At 63.1% G+C, this 16909-nt stretch carries 17 protein-coding genes and 1 other annotated feature; of the genes, 7 read left to right on the top strand and 10 right to left on the bottom strand.

The window, feature by feature from the left end:
- Positions 1 to 3: 3 nt before the first annotated feature.
- Both hisG and hisL read right to left on the bottom strand, forming a co-directional pair.
- Positions 4 to 903, bottom strand: coding sequence for an ATP phosphoribosyltransferase (hisG, locus tag SSARUM2_RS07945; protein WP_033646732.1), 900 nt, complete (start codon positions 901 to 903; stop codon positions 4 to 6).
- Between the two features lie 69 nt (positions 904 to 972).
- Positions 973 to 1099: a sequence feature (His leader region), on the bottom strand.
- A complete protein-coding gene (gene hisL / locus SSARUM2_RS07950) occupies positions 1075 to 1122 on the bottom strand; it encodes a his operon leader peptide (RefSeq protein ID WP_100396937.1) in 48 nt (15 codons plus the stop codon). (Overlaps the previous feature by 25 nt.)
- A 229-nt stretch (positions 1123 to 1351) precedes the next feature.
- On the opposite strand from hisL, the gene SSARUM2_RS07955 reads away from it, so the two are divergent.
- Positions 1352 to 2176 (top strand): SDR family oxidoreductase, encoded by an 825-nt coding sequence (locus SSARUM2_RS07955; protein ID WP_033646730.1) that lies wholly within the window; start codon positions 1352 to 1354, stop codon positions 2174 to 2176.
- Here the strand turns inward: SSARUM2_RS07955 and SSARUM2_RS07960 are convergent.
- Positions 2169 to 3098, bottom strand: coding sequence for a LysR family transcriptional regulator (locus tag SSARUM2_RS07960; RefSeq protein WP_060429813.1), 930 nt, complete (start codon positions 3096 to 3098; stop codon positions 2169 to 2171). The two genes, SSARUM2_RS07955 and SSARUM2_RS07960, sit on opposite strands and share 8 nt — an antisense overlap.
- Positions 3099 to 3347: 249 nt before the next feature.
- On the opposite strand from SSARUM2_RS07960, the gene speB reads away from it, so the two are divergent.
- The 3 genes from speB (at position 3348) to SSARUM2_RS07975 (ending at position 6654) form a co-directional block, all read left to right on the top strand.
- Positions 3348 to 4280, top strand: coding sequence for an agmatinase (speB, locus tag SSARUM2_RS07965; protein ID WP_060453207.1), 933 nt, complete (start codon positions 3348 to 3350; stop codon positions 4278 to 4280).
- 76 nt (positions 4281 to 4356) lie between these two features.
- Positions 4357 to 5742 (top strand): sodium:solute symporter, encoded by a 1386-nt coding sequence (locus SSARUM2_RS07970; protein WP_060453208.1) that lies wholly within the window; start codon positions 4357 to 4359, stop codon positions 5740 to 5742.
- Between the two features lie 99 nt (positions 5743 to 5841).
- On the top strand, positions 5842 to 6654 hold the full coding sequence (locus tag SSARUM2_RS07975) for a nitrilase-related carbon-nitrogen hydrolase (RefSeq protein ID WP_225845457.1): 813 nt from the start codon (positions 5842 to 5844) through the stop codon (positions 6652 to 6654).
- Between the two features lie 62 nt (positions 6655 to 6716).
- Here the strand turns inward: SSARUM2_RS07975 and corA are convergent, their stop codons facing one another.
- Positions 6717 to 7700, bottom strand: a complete 984-nt coding sequence (gene corA, locus SSARUM2_RS07980) for a magnesium/cobalt transporter CorA (protein ID WP_033637778.1) — start codon at positions 7698 to 7700, stop codon at positions 6717 to 6719.
- Between the two features lie 11 nt (positions 7701 to 7711).
- Positions 7712 to 8131 (bottom strand): GNAT family N-acetyltransferase, encoded by a 420-nt coding sequence (locus SSARUM2_RS07985; RefSeq protein ID WP_041034264.1) that lies wholly within the window; start codon positions 8129 to 8131, stop codon positions 7712 to 7714.
- Between the two features lie 131 nt (positions 8132 to 8262).
- Between SSARUM2_RS07985 and SSARUM2_RS07990 the strand changes: the two genes are divergently transcribed.
- Entirely contained in the window at positions 8263 to 9363 is a 1101-nt protein-coding gene (locus SSARUM2_RS07990) for a PQQ-dependent sugar dehydrogenase (RefSeq protein ID WP_049212987.1), read from the top strand.
- A 13-nt stretch (positions 9364 to 9376) separates the two neighbouring features.
- Here the strand turns inward: SSARUM2_RS07990 and SSARUM2_RS07995 are convergent, their stop codons facing one another.
- Entirely contained in the window at positions 9377 to 9997 is a 621-nt protein-coding gene (locus tag SSARUM2_RS07995) for a glutathione S-transferase (protein WP_048322642.1), read from the bottom strand.
- Positions 9998 to 10086: 89 nt separating this feature from the next.
- Positions 10087 to 10743: an HAD family hydrolase gene (locus SSARUM2_RS08000; protein WP_033646717.1), complete on the bottom strand. Its 657-nt coding sequence runs from the start codon at positions 10741 to 10743 to the stop codon at positions 10087 to 10089.
- 288 nt (positions 10744 to 11031) lie between these two features.
- On the opposite strand from SSARUM2_RS08000, the gene SSARUM2_RS08005 reads away from it, so the two are divergent.
- The gene (locus SSARUM2_RS08005; protein WP_049212986.1) at positions 11032 to 12054 is read left to right on the top strand and encodes an isopenicillin N synthase family oxygenase; all 1023 of its coding nucleotides are present in this window, start codon (positions 11032 to 11034) and stop codon (positions 12052 to 12054) included.
- Between the two features lie 59 nt (positions 12055 to 12113).
- On the opposite strand, the gene SSARUM2_RS08010 is transcribed toward SSARUM2_RS08005, so the two are convergent.
- Positions 12114 to 13259: a PLP-dependent aspartate aminotransferase family protein gene (locus tag SSARUM2_RS08010; RefSeq protein ID WP_033637784.1), complete on the bottom strand. Its 1146-nt coding sequence runs from the start codon at positions 13257 to 13259 to the stop codon at positions 12114 to 12116.
- Positions 13260 to 13271: 12 nt separating this feature from the next.
- On the bottom strand, positions 13272 to 14639 hold the full coding sequence (locus SSARUM2_RS08015) for a cystathionine beta-synthase (protein WP_033637785.1): 1368 nt from the start codon (positions 14637 to 14639) through the stop codon (positions 13272 to 13274).
- A 466-nt stretch (positions 14640 to 15105) separates the two neighbouring features.
- Here SSARUM2_RS08015 and SSARUM2_RS08020 point away from each other — a divergent pair, with 466 nt between their 5' ends.
- The gene (locus SSARUM2_RS08020) at positions 15106 to 16311 is read left to right on the top strand and encodes a serine hydrolase (protein WP_060453210.1); all 1206 of its coding nucleotides are present in this window, start codon (positions 15106 to 15108) and stop codon (positions 16309 to 16311) included.
- A gap of 98 nt (positions 16312 to 16409) precedes the next feature.
- On the opposite strand, the gene SSARUM2_RS08025 is transcribed toward SSARUM2_RS08020, so the two are convergent.
- The gene (locus SSARUM2_RS08025) at positions 16410 to 16901 is read right to left on the bottom strand and encodes a fimbrial protein (RefSeq protein WP_225369105.1); all 492 of its coding nucleotides are present in this window, start codon (positions 16899 to 16901) and stop codon (positions 16410 to 16412) included.
- Positions 16902 to 16909 lie beyond the last annotated feature (8 nt).

Genomic DNA, 16909 nt, shown 5'->3' on the forward strand with positions numbered 1-16909 from the left:
GCGTTACTCCATCATCTTTTCAATCGGCAGCACCAGAATCGAGCTGGCGCCGAGCGCTTTCAGTTTTTCCATGGTTTCCCAGAACAGGGTTTCGCTGCTCACCATGTGCATCGCCACGCGGTTCTGCGCGCCGGCCAGCGGCAGAATGGTCGGGCGTTCGGCGCCCGGCAGCAGCGCGACGATCTCGTCCAGCTTCTCGCTCGGCGCGTGCAGCATGATGTATTTGGATTCACGCGCCTGGATCACGCCCTGAATGCGGGTCATCAGGCGGTCGATCAGCTGCTGTTTGGCTTCCGGCATTTCGCCGTCGCGCTGGATCAGGCAGGCCTTGGAGCGGTAGATCACCTCCACCTCGCGCAGGCCGTTGGCCTCCAGCGTGGCGCCGGTAGAGACCAGATCGCAGATGGCGTCGGCCAGGCCGGCGCGCGGCGCCACTTCCACCGAACCGTTCAGCAGGCAAGATTTGAAGCGCACGCCCTGCTTGTCGAGGTATTGCTTCAGCAGGTGCGGGTAAGAGGTGGCGATGCGGGCGTCCTGCAGGCTTTGCGGGCCGGTGTATTCGGCGTCGAGCGGGGTGGCCAGCGACAGGCGGCAGCCGCCGAAATCGAGGCGGCGCAGGGTGAAGTAACGCGGGTCTTCGCCCTGAGCGCGGCGGCTGAGCAGCTCTTCTTCCAGCACGTTTTCGCCGATGATGCCCAGATCGACCACGCCGTCCATCACCAGGCCCGGAATGTCGTCATCGCGCACGCGCAGGATATCGATCGGCATGTTTTCCGCGAAGGCGATCAGGCGCTGCTGCTGCAGGTTGATCTTGATGCCGCAGCGCGCCAGCAGTTCCTGGGATTCCTCGCTCAGGCGGCCCGACTTCTGCATTGCGATCCGTAAACGTGTCTTGTCCAGCATGGTAACCTCTGTTTAATCTGTAATTTCATGAATTTGTTGTAAAAATATTCTTTCTGTCTGTCCGAAGCCAAAAAAAAACCCTCGGAAGAAATCTTCCGAGGGCTCTCTCTTGCGTTCTGCGCGCCACTGGAAGATTAACAAACCGTCTTCCAGCACACATCGCCTGAAAGACTAGTCAGGGTGATGGTGATGATGGTGGTTGAACTGAACGCGTGTCATGGTGTTTTTCTCTAATCAAAAGCCGGTAAAAACCGTATGCCGATTAAGCTAAACTATCCGCTGTCCACCGCGCAACCCTTTTTTAACGTCATAAATTTAATTTATTGAAACAGGTTAGGTTATTAGCCACACACGGCTTTACCTAACCTTAAGCCGGGCAGATTGTATCGCCGTGCACAGTGGCGTAGCCTTAGGGGCAGGGCGCTGCGATCTTCAGGAGAGGAAGAGGATGAAAAAGGTAGCCATTATTGGTTTGGGTTGGCTGGGCATGCCGTTGGCGTTATCGCTGATGGGCCGCGGGTATGACGTGGTCGGCAGCAAAACCACGCCGGACGGCGTCGAGGCCGCGCGCATGAGCGGCATCGAATGCTATCAACTGGAGCTGACGCCGGAGCTGGTGTGCGATCCGGACGATCTGGAATCACTGCTGCGCGTGGATGCGCTGGTGGTGACGCTGCCCGCGCGCCGCACCGTCGAAGGCAGCGAGAACTATTTCAATGCGGTGCGCATGCTGGTGGACAGCGCGATGGCCTTCGGCGTGCCGCGCGTGATCTTCACCAGTTCCACCTCGGTGTACGGCGAAACCGCCGGCACGCTGCGCGAAGAGTCGCCGCTGCGGCCGGTCTCGCCGTCGGGCCGGGTGCTGGCCGAGCTGGAGGGCTGGCTGCATGAATTGCCGAATACCTCAGTGGACATTCTGCGGTTGGCGGGGCTGGTGGGCGCCGATCGCCACCCCGGCCGCTTCCTGGCGGGCAAACTCGACGTGAAGGGCGGTTCGCAGGGGGTGAATCTGGTGCATCAGGACGACGTCATCGCCGCCATCCAACTGCTGCTGAAGCTGCCGAAGGGCGGCCACGTATACAACCTATGCGCGCCGCGTCATCCGGCCAAACGCGAATTTTATCCGGCGCTGGCCGAACAGCTGCACCTGGAGCCGCCGCAGTTCGCCGACGAAGCGGAGCAGGATGAGCGGCTGGTGGACGGCAACCGCATCTGCAACGAGCTGGGTTTTGAGTATCAGTATCCCGATCCGGCGCGCATGCCGGTCAGCTAACGTCCGTCAGGCCCCGCGCATGCGGGGCTTTTTTTTCGCCGGCGCGCGCCAAATCCTCCAGCAGCGCGTTCAACGCCTCGTCGGGCTGGACGGGGCGGCTGACCAGGCTGAGCGTGGCGCGGTAAGAGAGCGCCGCGCCGCCCAGCTGCCGCAGCAGCCCCTGTTCCACCCAGCGCGCCGCGTAGTGGGTGGGCAGATAGCCGAGACAGGTGCCGCTCAGCACCAGATGGGCGACGCTTTCCATATGGTGGGCCACCGCCGCCAGGTGAGGCGGCGCGATCGGGCACAGCTGCTGCGCCAACAGGTAGCCGCGCTTGACCCAGCGCGCGTTTTCAATCTGCTCGCGCTCCGGTTCTTCCACCGCGAACAGCGGGTGATCCGCGCTGCAGTAGATCGCCTGCGTCTCCTCCAGCCATGGCTGATAACGCAGCGCCTCCAACTGCTGGCCAAAGTAGCCGATGCCCAGATCGAGCTGCCGGTGCAGCAGCCCTTGCTCAATCTCGTTCGGCGAACAGATGCGGCACTGCAATTGCACGTCCTGGTGGCGGCGCTGGAAGTGTTTGATGGCCTGGCTGAACGGATTGCCCGGCAGCGAAACCAGATTATCCACCAGACCGATCTGCAGATCGCCGGTCAGCAGGCCGTTCAGCGACTGGCTGACTCGGGTGAAGTCGCGGGCGGCGTTGAACAGCGAGCGGCAGGCGATCAGCATGCGTTCGCCCTTGGGCGTCAGCCGGAAGCCGGAGCGTCCGCGCTGGCACAGGCGAAAACCCAGCCGGGTTTCCAGCGAGGCCAGGTGAGTGCTGATGGTGGACTGGTTCATCAGCAGCGCTTCCTGCGCGGCGCTGACGCCCTGAGCTTCCGCCACCGCGACGAATACCCGCAGCAGTTTCAGATCGATATCGCTTAGGTTGGTGAGCATCGTCCCCTCCGCAGAACGTCGGCCGGTTAACCCATTTTTAACATCGAGAAAATAGGTGCGGCGCTGAAGATATGGCCTCCCTTATGGCATGAAGTTGAAATAAAAATCAATACTTCAATAGGTTAGTTACATCGCGTTTTTCGATGTTTACATGCAAAAGCGGGAATGGTAGCCGGGGTGGCCAGCGGGGTAGTCTGCGAATGTTGCTCAAATGTTTCAATTCATCGCAGATCAAGACAAGGAAACGCCATGCTGAACCAACCCCAAAGCGGTAACGATATGCCGCGCTTTGCCGGTATCCCCACCATGATGCGCCTGCCCGCCGCCGAACAGGCGCGCGGTTTGGACGCCGCCTTTGTCGGCATTCCGCTGGATATCGGCACCTCCAACCGCAGCGGCACCCGCTATGGCCCGCGCCAGATCCGCCAGGAATCGGTGATGATCCGCCCCTACAACATGGGCACCGGCTCCGCCCCGTTCGAACGGCTGCAGGTGGCCGATCTGGGGGATGTCGCCATCAACCCTTACAGCCTGGCGGACAGCGTGCAGCGCATCGAGGCGGCTTACCACGAGATCCTGGCGCACGGCTGCATGCCGTTGACGCTCGGCGGCGACCACACGCTGACGCTGCCGGTGCTGCGCGCCGTCGCCCGTCGACATGGCCCGGTCGGGCTGATCCACGTCGATGCGCATTCCGACACCAACGAGGAGATGTTCGGTGAACAGCTGGCGCACGGCACCACCTTCCGCCGCGCGTTCGAGGAAGGGTTGCTGGCGCCGGAAAAAGTGGTGCAGATCGGCCTGCGCGGCAGCGGCTATGCGGCGGACGATTTCGACTGGTCGCGCCGTCAGGGCTTTCGCGTGGTGCCGGCCGAGGCCTGCTGGCACCGATCGCTGACGTCGCTGATGGCGGAGATCCGCGAACAGATGGGCGATGCGCCGGTTTACCTCAGCTTCGATATCGACGGGCTGGATCCGGCCTTCGCGCCGGGCACCGGCACGCCGGAGGTCGGCGGGCTGTCGGTTTGGCAGGGGCTGGAGATCGTGCGCGGCTGCCGCGGGCTGAACCTGGTGGGCGGCGATGTGGTGGAAGTGTCGCCGCCTTACGATCGCTCCGGCAACACGGCGCTGCTGGCGGCCAACCTGCTGTTTGAAATGTTGTGCGTGCTGCCGGCCCGCTGAGGCGGCGCACTGACCCTACCGGCGGAGCGGTTGCGTCGGGGCCCCTGATAACAATAACAACGGAGTGGAGGTACCCATGAATCTCGATCTGCTGGTCGTGGTGTTTTACTTTCTGGTGATAGGCGCGGTGGGGTGGATGGGCATTCGCCGCGCCAATTCCAAAGAGGCGTATCTGGTCGCCGGGCGCAACCTGGGGCCGGGGCTGTATCTGGGCACGCTGTCGGCGGTGGTGCTCGGCGGCGCGTCGACCATCGGCAGCGTCAAGCTCGGCTACACCTACGGCATCTCCGGCGTCTGGCTGTGTGGCGCGCTGGGGCTGGGCATCGTGGTGTTGAGCCTGGTGCTGGCCAAGCCGCTGCTCAAGCTGAAGCTGTATACCGTCAGCCAGGTGTTGTCGCGGCGCTATCATCCGGCGGCGCGGGTTACCAGCGGCGCGATCATGCTGGCGTATGATCTGATGGTGGCGGTGACTTCGATCATCGCCATCGGCAGCGTGATGCAGGTGATGTTTGGCCTGTCGTTCAGCGCGTCTATCCTGCTCGGCGGCGGGCTGGTGGTGCTGTATTCGACGCTGGGGGGCATGTGGTCGCTGACGCTGACCGACATCATTCAGTTCATCATCATGACCGTCGGCATGATGCTGGTGCTGATGCCGATGAGCATCGTCAAGGCCGGCGGCTGGGAGGCGTTCACCAGCCTGCTGCCCGCCGGTTACTACCAGCTGTCGTCGATCGGGCTGGACACCATTCTGGTATTTTTCCTGATCTATTTCTTCGGCATTCTGATCGGCCAGGACATCTGGCAGCGGGTATTTACCGCCCGCAGCGCCAACGTGGCGCGCTTCGCCGGGCTGGGGGCGGGCGTCTACTGCGTGCTGTACGGCGTGACCGGCGCGCTGATCGGCATGGCCGGCAAGATCGTGCTGCCGTCGCTCAGCAACACCGACGGCGCCTTCGCCGCTATCGCGCAGGCGGTGTTGCCGGTCGGCGTCAGCGGGCTGGTGGCCGCCGCGGCGTTGGCGGCGCTGATGTCCACCGCCAGCGCCTGCCTGCTGGCCTCTTCCACCATCGCGCTGGAGGACGTATTGCCGGCCATCCGGCGCAAACCTTCCGGCGAGTTGGCCGCCGGGCGCTTCACCACGCTCCTCATGGGCGCGGTCATGCTGGGGCTGGCATTCGTGGTGCGCGACGTGCTGGCGGCGCTGACCCTGGCTTACAACCTGTTGGTGGGCGGCATGCTGATCCCGCTGGTGGGGGCGATCTTCTGGCCGCGCGCCACCAGCGCCGGCGCCATCGCCAGCATGCTGACCGGCAGCCTGTGCGTGGTGGGGCTGATGGTCTGGCACGGCATCGACGCCAACAGCCCAATCTACGGCGGCCTGCTGGGCGGCGGCGTCGCCTTCGTGCTGGGCAGCCTGTTGAGCCGCCCGGCAGCGCAGCTGCAGACCCAAACCGAGCGCTGAAACGCACTGAGCTTTTATCGCGGCGCCTTTGCTGCTTTACTGGAGGGCGGGGCGCACGGCTCCCGAATGGGTTTAACGGCGGTCGTAAGGAGATTGGGAGTGAAGGAAAAAATCAGCGTCGCATGCTGCCAGTTAGCGTTGCGGGTCGGGGAAGCGGAACATAATCGGGCGCTGTCCGCCCAGGCTACCCGCCGGGCGGCGCAGCGCGGCGCCAACGTTATCGTGCTGCCGGAGCTGGTGAACAGCGGCTACGTGCTGCGCGATAAGGCGGAGGCGCGGGCGTTGGCCGAGGCTGAAGACGGGCCTAGCCTCAGCCTGTGGGGAGCCCTGGCGCGCGAGTTGGATGTGGCGATCGTCGCCGGTTTCTGCGAGCGCCTGCCCGATGGCGAGGTGGCCAACAGCGCGGCATTGATCGATGCGCAGGGGGTGAGGGCGATTTATCGCAAAGCGCACCTGTGGCATGAAGAGAGCACCATCTTTACCGCCGGCGATCGGCCGCCGCCGGTCGTCGAGACCCGCTTTGGCCGGTTGGCGGTGATGATCTGTTACGATCTCGAATTCCCTGAGTGGGTACGGCTGCCGGCGCTGGCCGGCGCTCAGCTGCTGTGCGCGCCGGTCAACTGGCCGCTGGCACCGCGCCCGCAGGGCGAACGGCCGGCGGAAATGGTGAAGGCGCAGGCCAACGCCGCCGTCAATCGGCTGTTCATCGCGGTGTGCGATCGTTGCGAAACGGAGCGCGGCGTTGCGTGGATCGGCGGCTCGGTGATCGTCGACGCCGACGGCTATCCATTGACGCAGAGCCTGGCAGGCGAAGGCATGGTGCTGGCATCGATGGATATCGGCTCGGCCGATGACAAGCACATCGGCCGCCACAATCACGTGCATCGCGATCGGCGGCCGATGCTGTATTGAAGCGGCGTGGCGGGCCGCTCCGCAGATCGTTTCTCCGGCGGGAAAACCCGCCGTTTTGGCGCTTACAGCCAGCCCGATTTCTTCAGCTTCTGATACAGGAAAATGCAGCCGACGGCGGTCACCCCCAGCGTGGCGTGGTAGGCCCACGGGAACTTCAGTTCCGGCATGTCGGCGAAGTTCATGCCGTACAGGCTGAAGATCACCGTCGGGATGGCCAAAATCGCCCCCCAGCCCGCCAGGCGTTTCACCACTTCGTTCTGTTTGACCGTCACCAACGCCAGGTTGACGTGCATGGCGTTGGTCAGCATTTCGCGCATGTCGTCGATATTGCTGACCACCTGATGCGCGTGATCCTGCACATCACGCACATAGGCGCGCAGCTCTTTCGGGATCACCTCTTCGTGCAGGCGGATCAGCTGGTTGCAGATTTCATCCATCGGCAGCGCGGCGTTGCGCAGCGCCAACAGGTGGCGGCGCAGGGTATAGACGTTCTCGATCGCCGCCTGATCGAACTCCGACTGAAACATGTTGGCTTCGATATTCTCGATGGTGCTCTCGAAGCGCGTCACCACGCTGCGGTAGTTGTCCACCACGAAGTCCAGCACCGAATAGAGGGCGAAGCCTGGCCCGCGGCACATCTGCTTGCGGTTCTCCTCCGCCTTGGCGCGGATCGGCGCGTAGCTGGGCGAGGCGCCGTGGCGCACCGTCACCAGAAAGTTTTTGCCGACGAAGAAATGGGTTTCGCCGTATTCGATTTCGTCGTTCTCGCCCCACTGCGCGGTTTTCACCACGATGAACAGCGAGTCGCCGTAGGTTTCCAGCTTCGGCCGCTGGTGCGCGCACAGCGCGTCTTCGATCGCCAGATCGTGCAGGCCGAACTCTTCCTGCACCTTGCGCATAAACGCCGGCTCCGGCTGCCGCAGCCCCAGCCAGATGAAGGTATCCGGCTGTTTGACCACCTCGCTGATATCGTCGATGGTCACTTCGCCCAGCCGTTGGCCGGCTTTGTACGCCACACAGTTCACCACCATGCTTTTGCTGTCCATCCGTCCATCCATTAATCAGTCAGGGTTTTGGTAAGAAAATAACACTCATGTTCCACCGGATACTCTTTCAGCGTCATTTGCAGCTGATAGCCGAGTTTTTCGTAGAACGGCCGCGCTTGGAAGCTGAAGGTATCCAGGCGAGCGTAGCGGCAGCCGCGCGCCTGCGCCTCGCGTTCGGCGGCGCGCATCAACCGGCCGCCGAGGCCGCTGCCGCGCTGGGAATCCGCCACCCACAGCCATTCGACGCTCAGCCAGTTGCCCCAGGTTTCGGCGGTCAGCCCGCCGATCACCGTGCCGGCCTCGTCGCGCGCATAGACGCTGAGCGGCTTGCGGTGACGGGCATCGATATGCGGCAGGTTGTAAGCGCGCAGGCCTTGCCTGATCGCATCGAGAGTGTGTTCGTCAATCGCGTCGGTAACGGTAATGTCCATGATTCCTCCTGGGTGATGGGTTAACTTAAGCACACTGCGGCTAAAAGGCAACCTGTTGAAATGTAATGCAAACGACCGCGCCCGCTGAGTGGGCTACACTAAACGGGTCATTTCACCCCCAGGAGGATGCCATGCCCCGATTGACTTTGCTGGCCGGTTTGCTGCTGTGCAGCGGCCTGCTGCACGCCGCGCCGACGGTCAGCCAACTGCAGGACGGCCTGGAACACCCGTGGTCGCTGGCCTTTTTGCCGGCGGAACAAGGCCTGCTTATCACCGAGCGGCCCGGCCGGCTGCGGTTGTGGCAGCAGGGCAAAGGCCTGTCGCCGCCGATCGCCGGCGTGCCGCAGGTTTACGCCGAGGGGCAGGGCGGCCTGCTGGAGGTGTTGCCGGCCCCCGACTTCGCCGCCAGCCGCCGGGTGTACCTCAGCTTCGCCGAACCAGGCGAGGGCGGCAAAGCCGGCACGGCGGTCGGCTACGGCCGTTTGAGCGACGACGGCGCGCGGCTGGAAAACTTCAAGGTGATCTTCCGCCAGCTGCCCAAGCTGTCGGTCGGCAATCACTTCGGCGGCAAGCTGGCGTTCGACAGGCAGGGCTACCTGTTTATCGCGCTGGGCGAAAACAACCAGCGGCCGACGGCGCAGGAGACCGACAAGCTGCAGGGCAAGCTGGTGCGACTGACCGCCGAAGGCGCGGTGCCGCCGGACAACCCCTGGGTCGGCCAGGCCGGCAAACGGCCGGAGGTTTGGTCCTACGGCCACCGCAATCCGCAAGGGTTGGCGCTGAACCCGTGGAGCGGCGCGATCTGGGAACACGAGCACGGCCCGCGCGGCGGCGATGAGCTCAACCTCCCGCTGCCGGGTAAAAACTACGGCTGGCCGCTGGCCACCTACGGCATCAACTATTCCGGCCAGCCGATCCCCGAGGCCAAAGGGGAACGGGTGCCCGGCACCGAACAGCCGCTGCACTATTGGCGGGTATCGCCCGGCCTCAGCGGCATGGCGTTTTATGACGGGCAGCGCTTCCCCGCCTGGCGGCACTCGCTGTTCATCGGCGCGCTGGCGCAAAAGGAACTGATTCGCCTGACGCTGGAAGGCGACAAGGTGGTGGCGGAAGAGCGGCTGCTGGGCGATCGCGGCGAGCGCATTCGCGAGGTGCGCAGCGGACCGGATGGCTATCTGTATCTGCTGACGGACGAGCGGGACGGCAAGCTGCTGAAGGTCGGGGCGTCGTAACGCCCCGCAGCGATCAGGTGAGTTCGCTCATCACGCCGCGCTGATAGGCCGGGCGGGCGCGCAGCTGCTGATACCAGCGCTCCATGTTCGGCCGCGGGCGGCGGGCGATCGGCATTTCGAACCAGGCGTAGGCGAAGCTGCCGAGCGGGATATCGCCGAAGCCGAACGCGTCGCCGGAGAGGTAAGGCTGGTGCGCCAGCGTCTGTTCGATGACGTCGAAGTGCTTTTCCAGCGTGGCGATCGCCGCTTCGATTTTCGCCATGTCGCGCAATTCCGGCGCGGTGCGGATCAGGCCCCAAAAGACGATGGTGAAGGCCGGGACGATGGTTGAGGTGGTCCAGTCCATCCACTTCTCGGCGGCGGCGCGCGCCTGCAGATCTTGCGGATAGAACGTCGCGTCGCCGAATTTCGCCGCCAGATAGCGCACGATGGTGTTGGATTCCCACAGCACGAAGTCATCGTCCTGCAGCAGCGGCACCAGGCCGTTCGGGTTCAGCGCGCGGTAACTCTCTTCGTTCACCTTGCCGAACGCGCCGCCGGCGTTGATGTGGGTATAGCTCAGCCCCAGTTCGGCGGCGCACCACAGCACCTTCCTGACGTTGTTCGAATTCTCACGGCCCCAAATGGTCAGCATTGCGCAACTCCGTTAGTGGATTAAGGACCCTCTATACCTACGCCACAAAACGCTATTTGTCACACCGCAGGGCACTTTTTGCCTGCCGCTCAGCGTTCCCAGCGGCACACTTCCCAGCCGTGCTCCGCCGCCAGCGCGCTCAGTTCGCTGTCGGGGTTGATCACCGTGGCGCTGTCGACGAATTGCAGCATCGCTTTATCGTTGAGGGAGTCGCTGTAGCCGTGGCTGTGTTCGAATTTCAGGTGCGGATGCTGCGCCAGCCAGCGTTGCAGGCGGATCACCTTGCCCTGTTGATAGGTCATGGTGCCGTAGGTGTTGCCGGTGAAGCGGCCGTCGCTGATTTCCACGCCGATCGCCAGCGCATCATCGGCGCCGAGCTGTTCGGCGATCGGCGCCACCAGATGCTCGCCGGTGGCGGAGATCACCAGAATGCAGTCGCCGCGCTCGCGGTGCCACTGCAGGCGTTCACGGGCGGCGGGATAGACGCGCGGCAGGATGTCACGCCGGATGTAACGCTGTACCCAGCCGGCCACGGTTTGCACGCTCAGGCCGGCCAGCGGCGCCAGCGTGGCCTGCATGTAGTCCTCCATCGACAGCTTGCCCTGATAATAAAGCTGCATCAGCTGCTGCTCCTGCAGCTCCAGCTCCGCCGGCGCGAAGCCCTGGCCGACCAGCCAGCGGATCCACAGGCTGGCGCTGTCATCGTCAATCAGGGTTTCATCCAGGTCGAATAAGGCTAAATCCATCAGTATTTCTCCGGCAGGCAGGGTATGAGGTCGTTTACAGGATAGCGGATAGCGCCCGTCGCCAGCCAGCGGCGTCGGCGAAATTGCGCAGAGCATAAGAAACATTGATGACGGTTTTGCGACAGTTTGTTGAACGTTTGCATAACTTAGAACGCAACAATATTGGCCGCCCCGGCGAGCGCGGTGATAACTATGGAACAAATGCAGCTACCCGGTAGGGAGTGACAATGTTGATTATTCGCCTGTATGGCAGCCCGATTGTGATTGGGGAAGAAGAGGAACCGCACGATGACGCATCTGACGACGCTGAAGACGCTGCCGCTGCTGGATCTTTCGCTGCTTGACGGCGATGCGCGCCAGCGGCGCGCCTTTCTCGACGATCTGCGCGCGGCGGCCCGCGACGTCGGCTTTTTCTATCTGCGCGGGCACGGCGTGGACAGTGTGCTGAATGCGCGGCTGCAGCAGGGCGCGCGGCAATTTTTCGCGCTGCCGGAAGCCGACAAATTGGCGGTGCAGATGGTGCATTCGCCGCACTTTCGCGGTTACAACCGGGCGGCGGCGGAGCTCACGCGCGGCCAGCCGGACTGGCGCGAGCAGTTCGATATCGGCGCCGAACGCCCGGCGCTGACGCTGTCTGACGACACCCCGCGCTGGGCGCGCCTGCAGGGGCCAAACCAGTGGCCGGCGGCGCTGCCGACGCTGAAACCGCTGCTGCTGCAGTGGCAGCAGGCGATGACCGCCATGTCGCTGCGGCTGCTGCGCGCTTTCGCTTTGGCGTTGTCGTTGCCGGAGCAGGCTTTCGATCGCTTGTACGGCGATAAACCCAACGAGCACATCAAACTGATTCGCTATCCGGGGCGGGACGCTACCGCCAGCGCACAGGGCGTCGGCGCGCACAAGGATTCCGGTTTTCTCAGCTTCCTGCTGCAGGACGAGCAAAAAGGGCTGCAGGTAGAGGTGAGCGAAGGGCAGTGGCTCGACGCCCAGCCGCGTGAAGACACCTTCGTGGTGAACATCGGCGAGCTGCTGGAACTGGCGACCAACGGCTATCTGCGCGCCACGGTGCACCGGGTGGAAACGCCGCCGGCGGGGCGCGACAGGCTGTCGATCGCTTTTTTCCTCGGCGCGCGCTTGGACGCGGTGGTGCCGCTGTATCAACTGCCGCCGCCGCTGGCGGCGCAGGCGCGCGGCCCGGCCAGCGATCCGCTCAACCCGCTGCTGCGCGACGTGGGGTATAACTACCTGAAAGGCCGCATCCGTTCCCACCCCGATGTGGCGCAGCGCTTTTATCGGGACGTCATCGGCGTCTGAATAGCAGGCACAAAAAAGCCCGGCGCGCCGGCCGGGCTGATGGCGCTTGATGCAGGCGATTATTCCGCCAGCGCCTGCTGCAGATCGGCGATCAGATCTTCCACATCCTCAATCCCCACCGACAGGCGCACCAGCTGCGGCGTGATGCCGGTTGCCAGGCGCTGTTCCAGCGGAATGGAGGCGTGCGTCATGCTGAACGGCTGGCTGATCAGGCTTTCCACGCCGCCCAGGCTTTCCGCCAGGGTGAACAGGCGCGAGCGCTTGATGACCCGGCGCGCATAGGCGTCGTCGCCTTTCAGCCGCACCGAGATCATGCCGCCGAAGCGCGTCATCTGGCGCGCCGCCAGCGCGTGCTGCGGATGGCTAGGCAGGCCGGGATAGTAGACGTTTTCCACCTGCGGCTGGCTCTCCAGCCACTGGGCGATGCGCAGCGCGCTGTCGCTGTGGCGCTGCATGCGCAGTGCCAGGGTGCGAATGCCGCGCAGCGTCAGGAAGCTGCTGAACGGATCGAGAATGCCGCCGACCGCGTTTTGCAGGAAACCGAGCTGTTCCGCCAGCGCCGGGTTATCCCCCACCGCCGCGACGCCGGCCACCACGTCGGAGTGGCCGTTGAGGTATTTGGTGGCGGAGTGCACCACCACGTCAAAGCCCAGATCCAGCGGGCGCTGCAGATACGGCGAGGCGAAGGTATTGTCCGCCACGCTGATGAGCCCATGCTTTTTGGCGATCGCGGCAATGGCGCTCAGATCCGCCAGCTTCAGCAGCGGGTTGGTCGGGGTCTCTACCCAGATCATTTTGGTGTCCGGCTCGATCGCCTGCTCCAGCCCGGCGAGATCCGCCGGCGACACGTAGGTGACGCGCAGGCCGGCGGTGCGGCTGCGCACTTTTTCCAGCAGGCGATAGGTGCCGCCGTACAGATCGTCTACTGCGATCAGGTGGCTGTCCTTATCGAGCAGCTCCAGCACCGTGGAGCAGGCCGCCAGGCCGGAGGCGAAGGCGTAGCCGCGGCTGCCGCCCTCCAGTTCGGCGATGGCGCTTTCCAGCGCGGTGCGCGTCGGGTTGGCGCTGCGGGAGTATTCGTAGCCGGTATGCTCGCCCGGCGCCGGTTGGGCGTAGGTGGAGGTGGCGTAAATTGCCGGCATCACGGCGCCGGTGGCGTCCGGGGTGTAACCGGCGTGAACGGTCAACGTATCAAACTTGGCCATAAAGGGTCCTTATTAACGTAATTTTTGGCGCCAGGCGTTTAGCACGTCTGTGCGGGTAATCAGGCCGAGGAAGCGCTCGCCGTCGAGCACCACCGCGACGTGGCCATGGTTGAAGGTGGCCTGCAATTCGTCGTAGCCGGCTTCCTTTTGCAGCGTCTGGACTTGCTTGGTCATCGCGCTGCCGGCCGGCAGGCTGAAGTGGGCGGCGTCGGCCTGGACGGCGTTCAGCAGATCCCACTCATCGATCAGGCCGACCACCCGATCGCCTTCCAGCACCGGCAGCTGCGAGATGTCGTACAGCCGCATGCGGGCGTGCACGATCGCCAGCGTGTCGTCCGGCGCGGCGGAGACGGCGGCGCCTTCGTCGTGGCGGTAGGCGATCAGATCGCGCAGATCGCCGTGCTGCGGCTTGCTCAGCAGGCCCTGTTCCAGCATCCAGTGGTCGTTATACATTTTAGACAGGTATTTGTTGCCGCTGTCGCAGACGAAGGTCACCACCCGCTTGGGTTCGGTCTGTGCGCGGCAGTAACGCAGCGCGGCGGCCAGCAGGGTGCCGGTGGACGATCCCGCCAGCACGCCTTCCTTGCGCAGCAGATCGCGCGCGGTGGTGAAGGCTTCGGCGTCGCCGATGCGGTAAGCGTTGCGGACCTGGTCAAAGTCGCTGAGCGGCGGGACGAAGTCTTCGCCGATGCCTTCCACCAGCCAACTGCCCGCTTCGCCGATGCGGCCGTTGTCGAGATAGTCCGCCAGGATAGAGCCGGCAGGGTCGGCCAGCACGAATTCCGTCTGCGGCGAAACCTCGGCGAAATAGCGGCTCAACCCGCCCAGCGTGCCGCCGGAGCCGACGCCAACCACGATAGCGTCCACGTCATGCTCCATCTGCCGCCACAGTTCGGGCGCGGTGGTGGTGGTATGGGCCGCCGGATTGGCCGGGTTGTTGAACTGATCGATATAAAAGGCGCCGGGGATCTCCCCGGCCAGGCGTTTGGCGTAATCCTGATAGTAAGCCGGATGCCCCTTGCCGACGTCCGAGCGGGTCAGCAGCACTTCCACGCCCAGCGCGCGCAGGTGGAAGATCTTCTCGCGGCTCATCTTGTCCGGCACCACCAGCAGCAGCTTATAGCCTTTCAGCGCCGCCACCAGCGCCAGCCCCAGGCCGGTATTGCCGGCGGTGGCTTCGATGATGGTGCCGCCCGGCTGCAGCTTGCCGTCGCGCTCGGCCTGTTCGATCATCGACAGCGCCACGCGGTCTTTGATCGAACCGCCGGGGTTTTGATTCTCCAGCTTGACGAACAGCCGGCACGGGCCGGTATCGAACCGGGTCAGTTCCAGCATCGGGGTATTGCCAATCATCTCGATGACGGAATGGGGGATCGCCATGACTCATCTCCAGGATTATTCAGTATAAAAGTCGTTATGTGGATGATAGCGCTGAGAATAAGCGCTTTAAAAAGAACAAATAACGGTTGTATATGCCATTATGGAATATATTAATCTTTTTTAGACGTATGGATGCGCAGATGTTTAGCAGTGCAGATGCTTGGCCGTGTAGCCGTGGGTGGGTGCAAAAATGCGCGTCACGATGCTTTTTTGAACGATAAGCGGGGGGTTGCGTACAGTTATGTAAAAATGCTGAAAATTCACGCTAAACCCTGCAAAAATAAGATAAATCACATAAACTCACAGCAAGGGCATTTTCGGTGCGCTGCGTTACCCGCTACGGGCGCCGCAGGGGGTTGCGGCCGGCACGCGCGCACCGGGCCACTCTCGCTGGTTGGCTTAAAACGTGAACATGTTTGAAAGTTAACGCTATTTCAATGATTTGAATGGACACTCTGGCGACGTCATGATGAAAAAAAACTTATCCACTTCCCTGAAAAAACTGACCTTCAGCGTAGGCATCCTGTTGCTGGCCGCCCCGGCCGTGCATGCGGCCGAGCCGCCGGCGCCGCCGCAGGTAGACGCCAAGGCCTTCATTCTGATGGATTACAACAGCGGCAAGGTGTTGACCGAAGGCAATGCCGACACCCGCCTCGATCCCGCCAGCCTGACCAAGATCATGTCCAGCTACGTGATTGGGCAGGCGATCAAGGCCGGCAAGATCAAGCCGGAAGACATGGTCACCGTCGGCAAAGACGCCTGGGCGCCCGGCAACCCGGCGCTGCGCGGTTCTTCGCTGATGTTCATCAAGCCGGGCGATCAGGTGCCGGTGCTGGAGCTGAATAAAGGCATCGTGATCCAGTCGGGCAACGACGCCAGCATCGCGCTGGCGGACTACGTGGCGGGCAGCCAGGATTCGTTCGTCGGCCTGATGAACAATTACGCCAAATCTCTGGGGCTGCAGAACACCCACTTCCTGACGGTGCACGGCCTGGATGCGGAAGGGCAGTACAGCACCGCGCGCGACATGGCGCTGCTGAGCCAGGCGCTGATCCGCGACGTGCCGGACGAATACGCGCTGCATAAAGAGAAAGAATTCACCTTTAACAAGATCCGCCAGGTTAACCGCAACCGCCTGCTGTGGAGCAGCAACCTGAACGTCGACGGCATCAAGACCGGTTACACCAGCGGCGCCGGCCACAACCTGGTGGCATCGGCCACCGACGGCTCGATGCGCCTGATCTCGGTGGTGCTGGGCGCGCCGAGCGATCGCGTGCGCTTTAGCGAAAGCGAAAAACTGCTGACCTGGGGCTTCCGCTTCTATGAAACCGCGACGCCGATCAAGGCCGATAAGCCGTTCGTCACCCAGAAAGTGTGGTTCGGCGACGTCAGCGAAGTGCCGCTCGGCGTGGCGAAAGACGCCTCGGTCACCATTCCGAAAGGGCAGATGAAAAACCTGAAGGCCAGCTACAAGCTGACCCAACCGACGCTGGAAGCGCCGTTGGCGAAAAACCAGGTGGTCGGCACCATCGATTTCCAGCTGGACGGCAAGACCATCGAGCAACACCCGCTGGTGGTGATGCAAGAGGTGAAAGAGGGCAACTTCTTCAGCCGCATCTGGGATATGGTGATGATGAAGCTGAGCCAGTGGTTCGGCGGGATCTTCGGCTGAATACCCTGATGTGAGGAGCGCGCCCCGGGCGCACGATCCTCGACCAGGCCGCAACTGCGAGGTTGCGGCTTTTTTTCGCGATTTTTTGGGGGCGGTGATTAAAAGTAGTCCACCAGCATGGTGGCGCCGCTGGTGAAATCGCCTTCCGCCAGGGGGACGGCGCTGTTTTTCACCGGCACCGCATCAAGCGTCGGCGGATTGGCGTAGTCGATGTTCAGCGGCGTATTGATGGCGAAGGCCTTACCGTTGGCCAACAGTTTGATGCCCAATCCATTGACGCTGCTGGTTAACACGCTGCCGTCGAAGGCCGCCGCGCTGCCCATGATCTTCATTTTCAGCTGGCGGCTGTTATCCAGAAACTCGCATTTGATGCTGTAATCGATGCGTTGCATATAGCGATTGCCGTCGATGCGCTTGATGCCGACCTTGCCGAAGTCGATATCGATGGTGCGCCCGTCGTTGATCACGCAAGGCGGGGGCGCCACCACGGTGGCGGTGATGTTGACTTTGGTACCCTGGTCGGCGGCCTGAGCCGCGGCGCTAATCAGGCTCAGCGCCCACAGCAGAGCGCAGCGCGTTTTACTCGTCATGTTCATTC

The organism is Serratia sp. K-E0102 (genome assembly GCF_029962625.1).
In the GTDB taxonomy this organism is placed as follows: Bacteria; Pseudomonadota; Gammaproteobacteria; order Enterobacterales; family Enterobacteriaceae; genus Serratia; species Serratia sarumanii.

Excerpts from the sequence above, each read along its gene's own strand:
- hisG (WP_033646732.1), bottom strand. The coding sequence starts at position 903 with ATGCTGGACAAGACACGTTTACGGATCGCAATGCAGAAGTCGGGCCGC.
- SSARUM2_RS07955 (WP_033646730.1), top strand. The coding sequence starts at position 1,352 with ATGAAAAAGGTAGCCATTATTGGTTTGGGTTGGCTGGGCATGCCGTTG.
- SSARUM2_RS07960 (WP_060429813.1), bottom strand. The coding sequence starts at position 3,098 with ATGCTCACCAACCTAAGCGATATCGATCTGAAACTGCTGCGGGTATTC.
- speB (WP_060453207.1), top strand. The coding sequence starts at position 3,348 with ATGCTGAACCAACCCCAAAGCGGTAACGATATGCCGCGCTTTGCCGGT.
- SSARUM2_RS07970 (WP_060453208.1), top strand. The coding sequence starts at position 4,357 with ATGAATCTCGATCTGCTGGTCGTGGTGTTTTACTTTCTGGTGATAGGC.
- corA (WP_033637778.1), bottom strand. The coding sequence starts at position 7,700 with ATGGACAGCAAAAGCATGGTGGTGAACTGTGTGGCGTACAAAGCCGGC.
- SSARUM2_RS07985 (WP_041034264.1), bottom strand. The coding sequence starts at position 8,131 with ATGGACATTACCGTTACCGACGCGATTGACGAACACACTCTCGATGCG.
- SSARUM2_RS07990 (WP_049212987.1), top strand. The coding sequence starts at position 8,263 with ATGCCCCGATTGACTTTGCTGGCCGGTTTGCTGCTGTGCAGCGGCCTG.
- SSARUM2_RS07995 (WP_048322642.1), bottom strand. The coding sequence starts at position 9,997 with ATGCTGACCATTTGGGGCCGTGAGAATTCGAACAACGTCAGGAAGGTG.
- SSARUM2_RS08000 (WP_033646717.1), bottom strand. The coding sequence starts at position 10,743 with ATGGATTTAGCCTTATTCGACCTGGATGAAACCCTGATTGACGATGAC.
- SSARUM2_RS08005 (WP_049212986.1), top strand. The coding sequence starts at position 11,032 with ATGACGCATCTGACGACGCTGAAGACGCTGCCGCTGCTGGATCTTTCG.
- SSARUM2_RS08010 (WP_033637784.1), bottom strand. The coding sequence starts at position 13,259 with ATGGCCAAGTTTGATACGTTGACCGTTCACGCCGGTTACACCCCGGAC.
- SSARUM2_RS08015 (WP_033637785.1), bottom strand. The coding sequence starts at position 14,639 with ATGGCGATCCCCCATTCCGTCATCGAGATGATTGGCAATACCCCGATG.
- SSARUM2_RS08020 (WP_060453210.1), top strand. The coding sequence starts at position 15,106 with ATGATGAAAAAAAACTTATCCACTTCCCTGAAAAAACTGACCTTCAGC.
- SSARUM2_RS08025 (WP_225369105.1), bottom strand. The coding sequence starts at position 16,901 with ATGACGAGTAAAACGCGCTGCGCTCTGCTGTGGGCGCTGAGCCTGATT.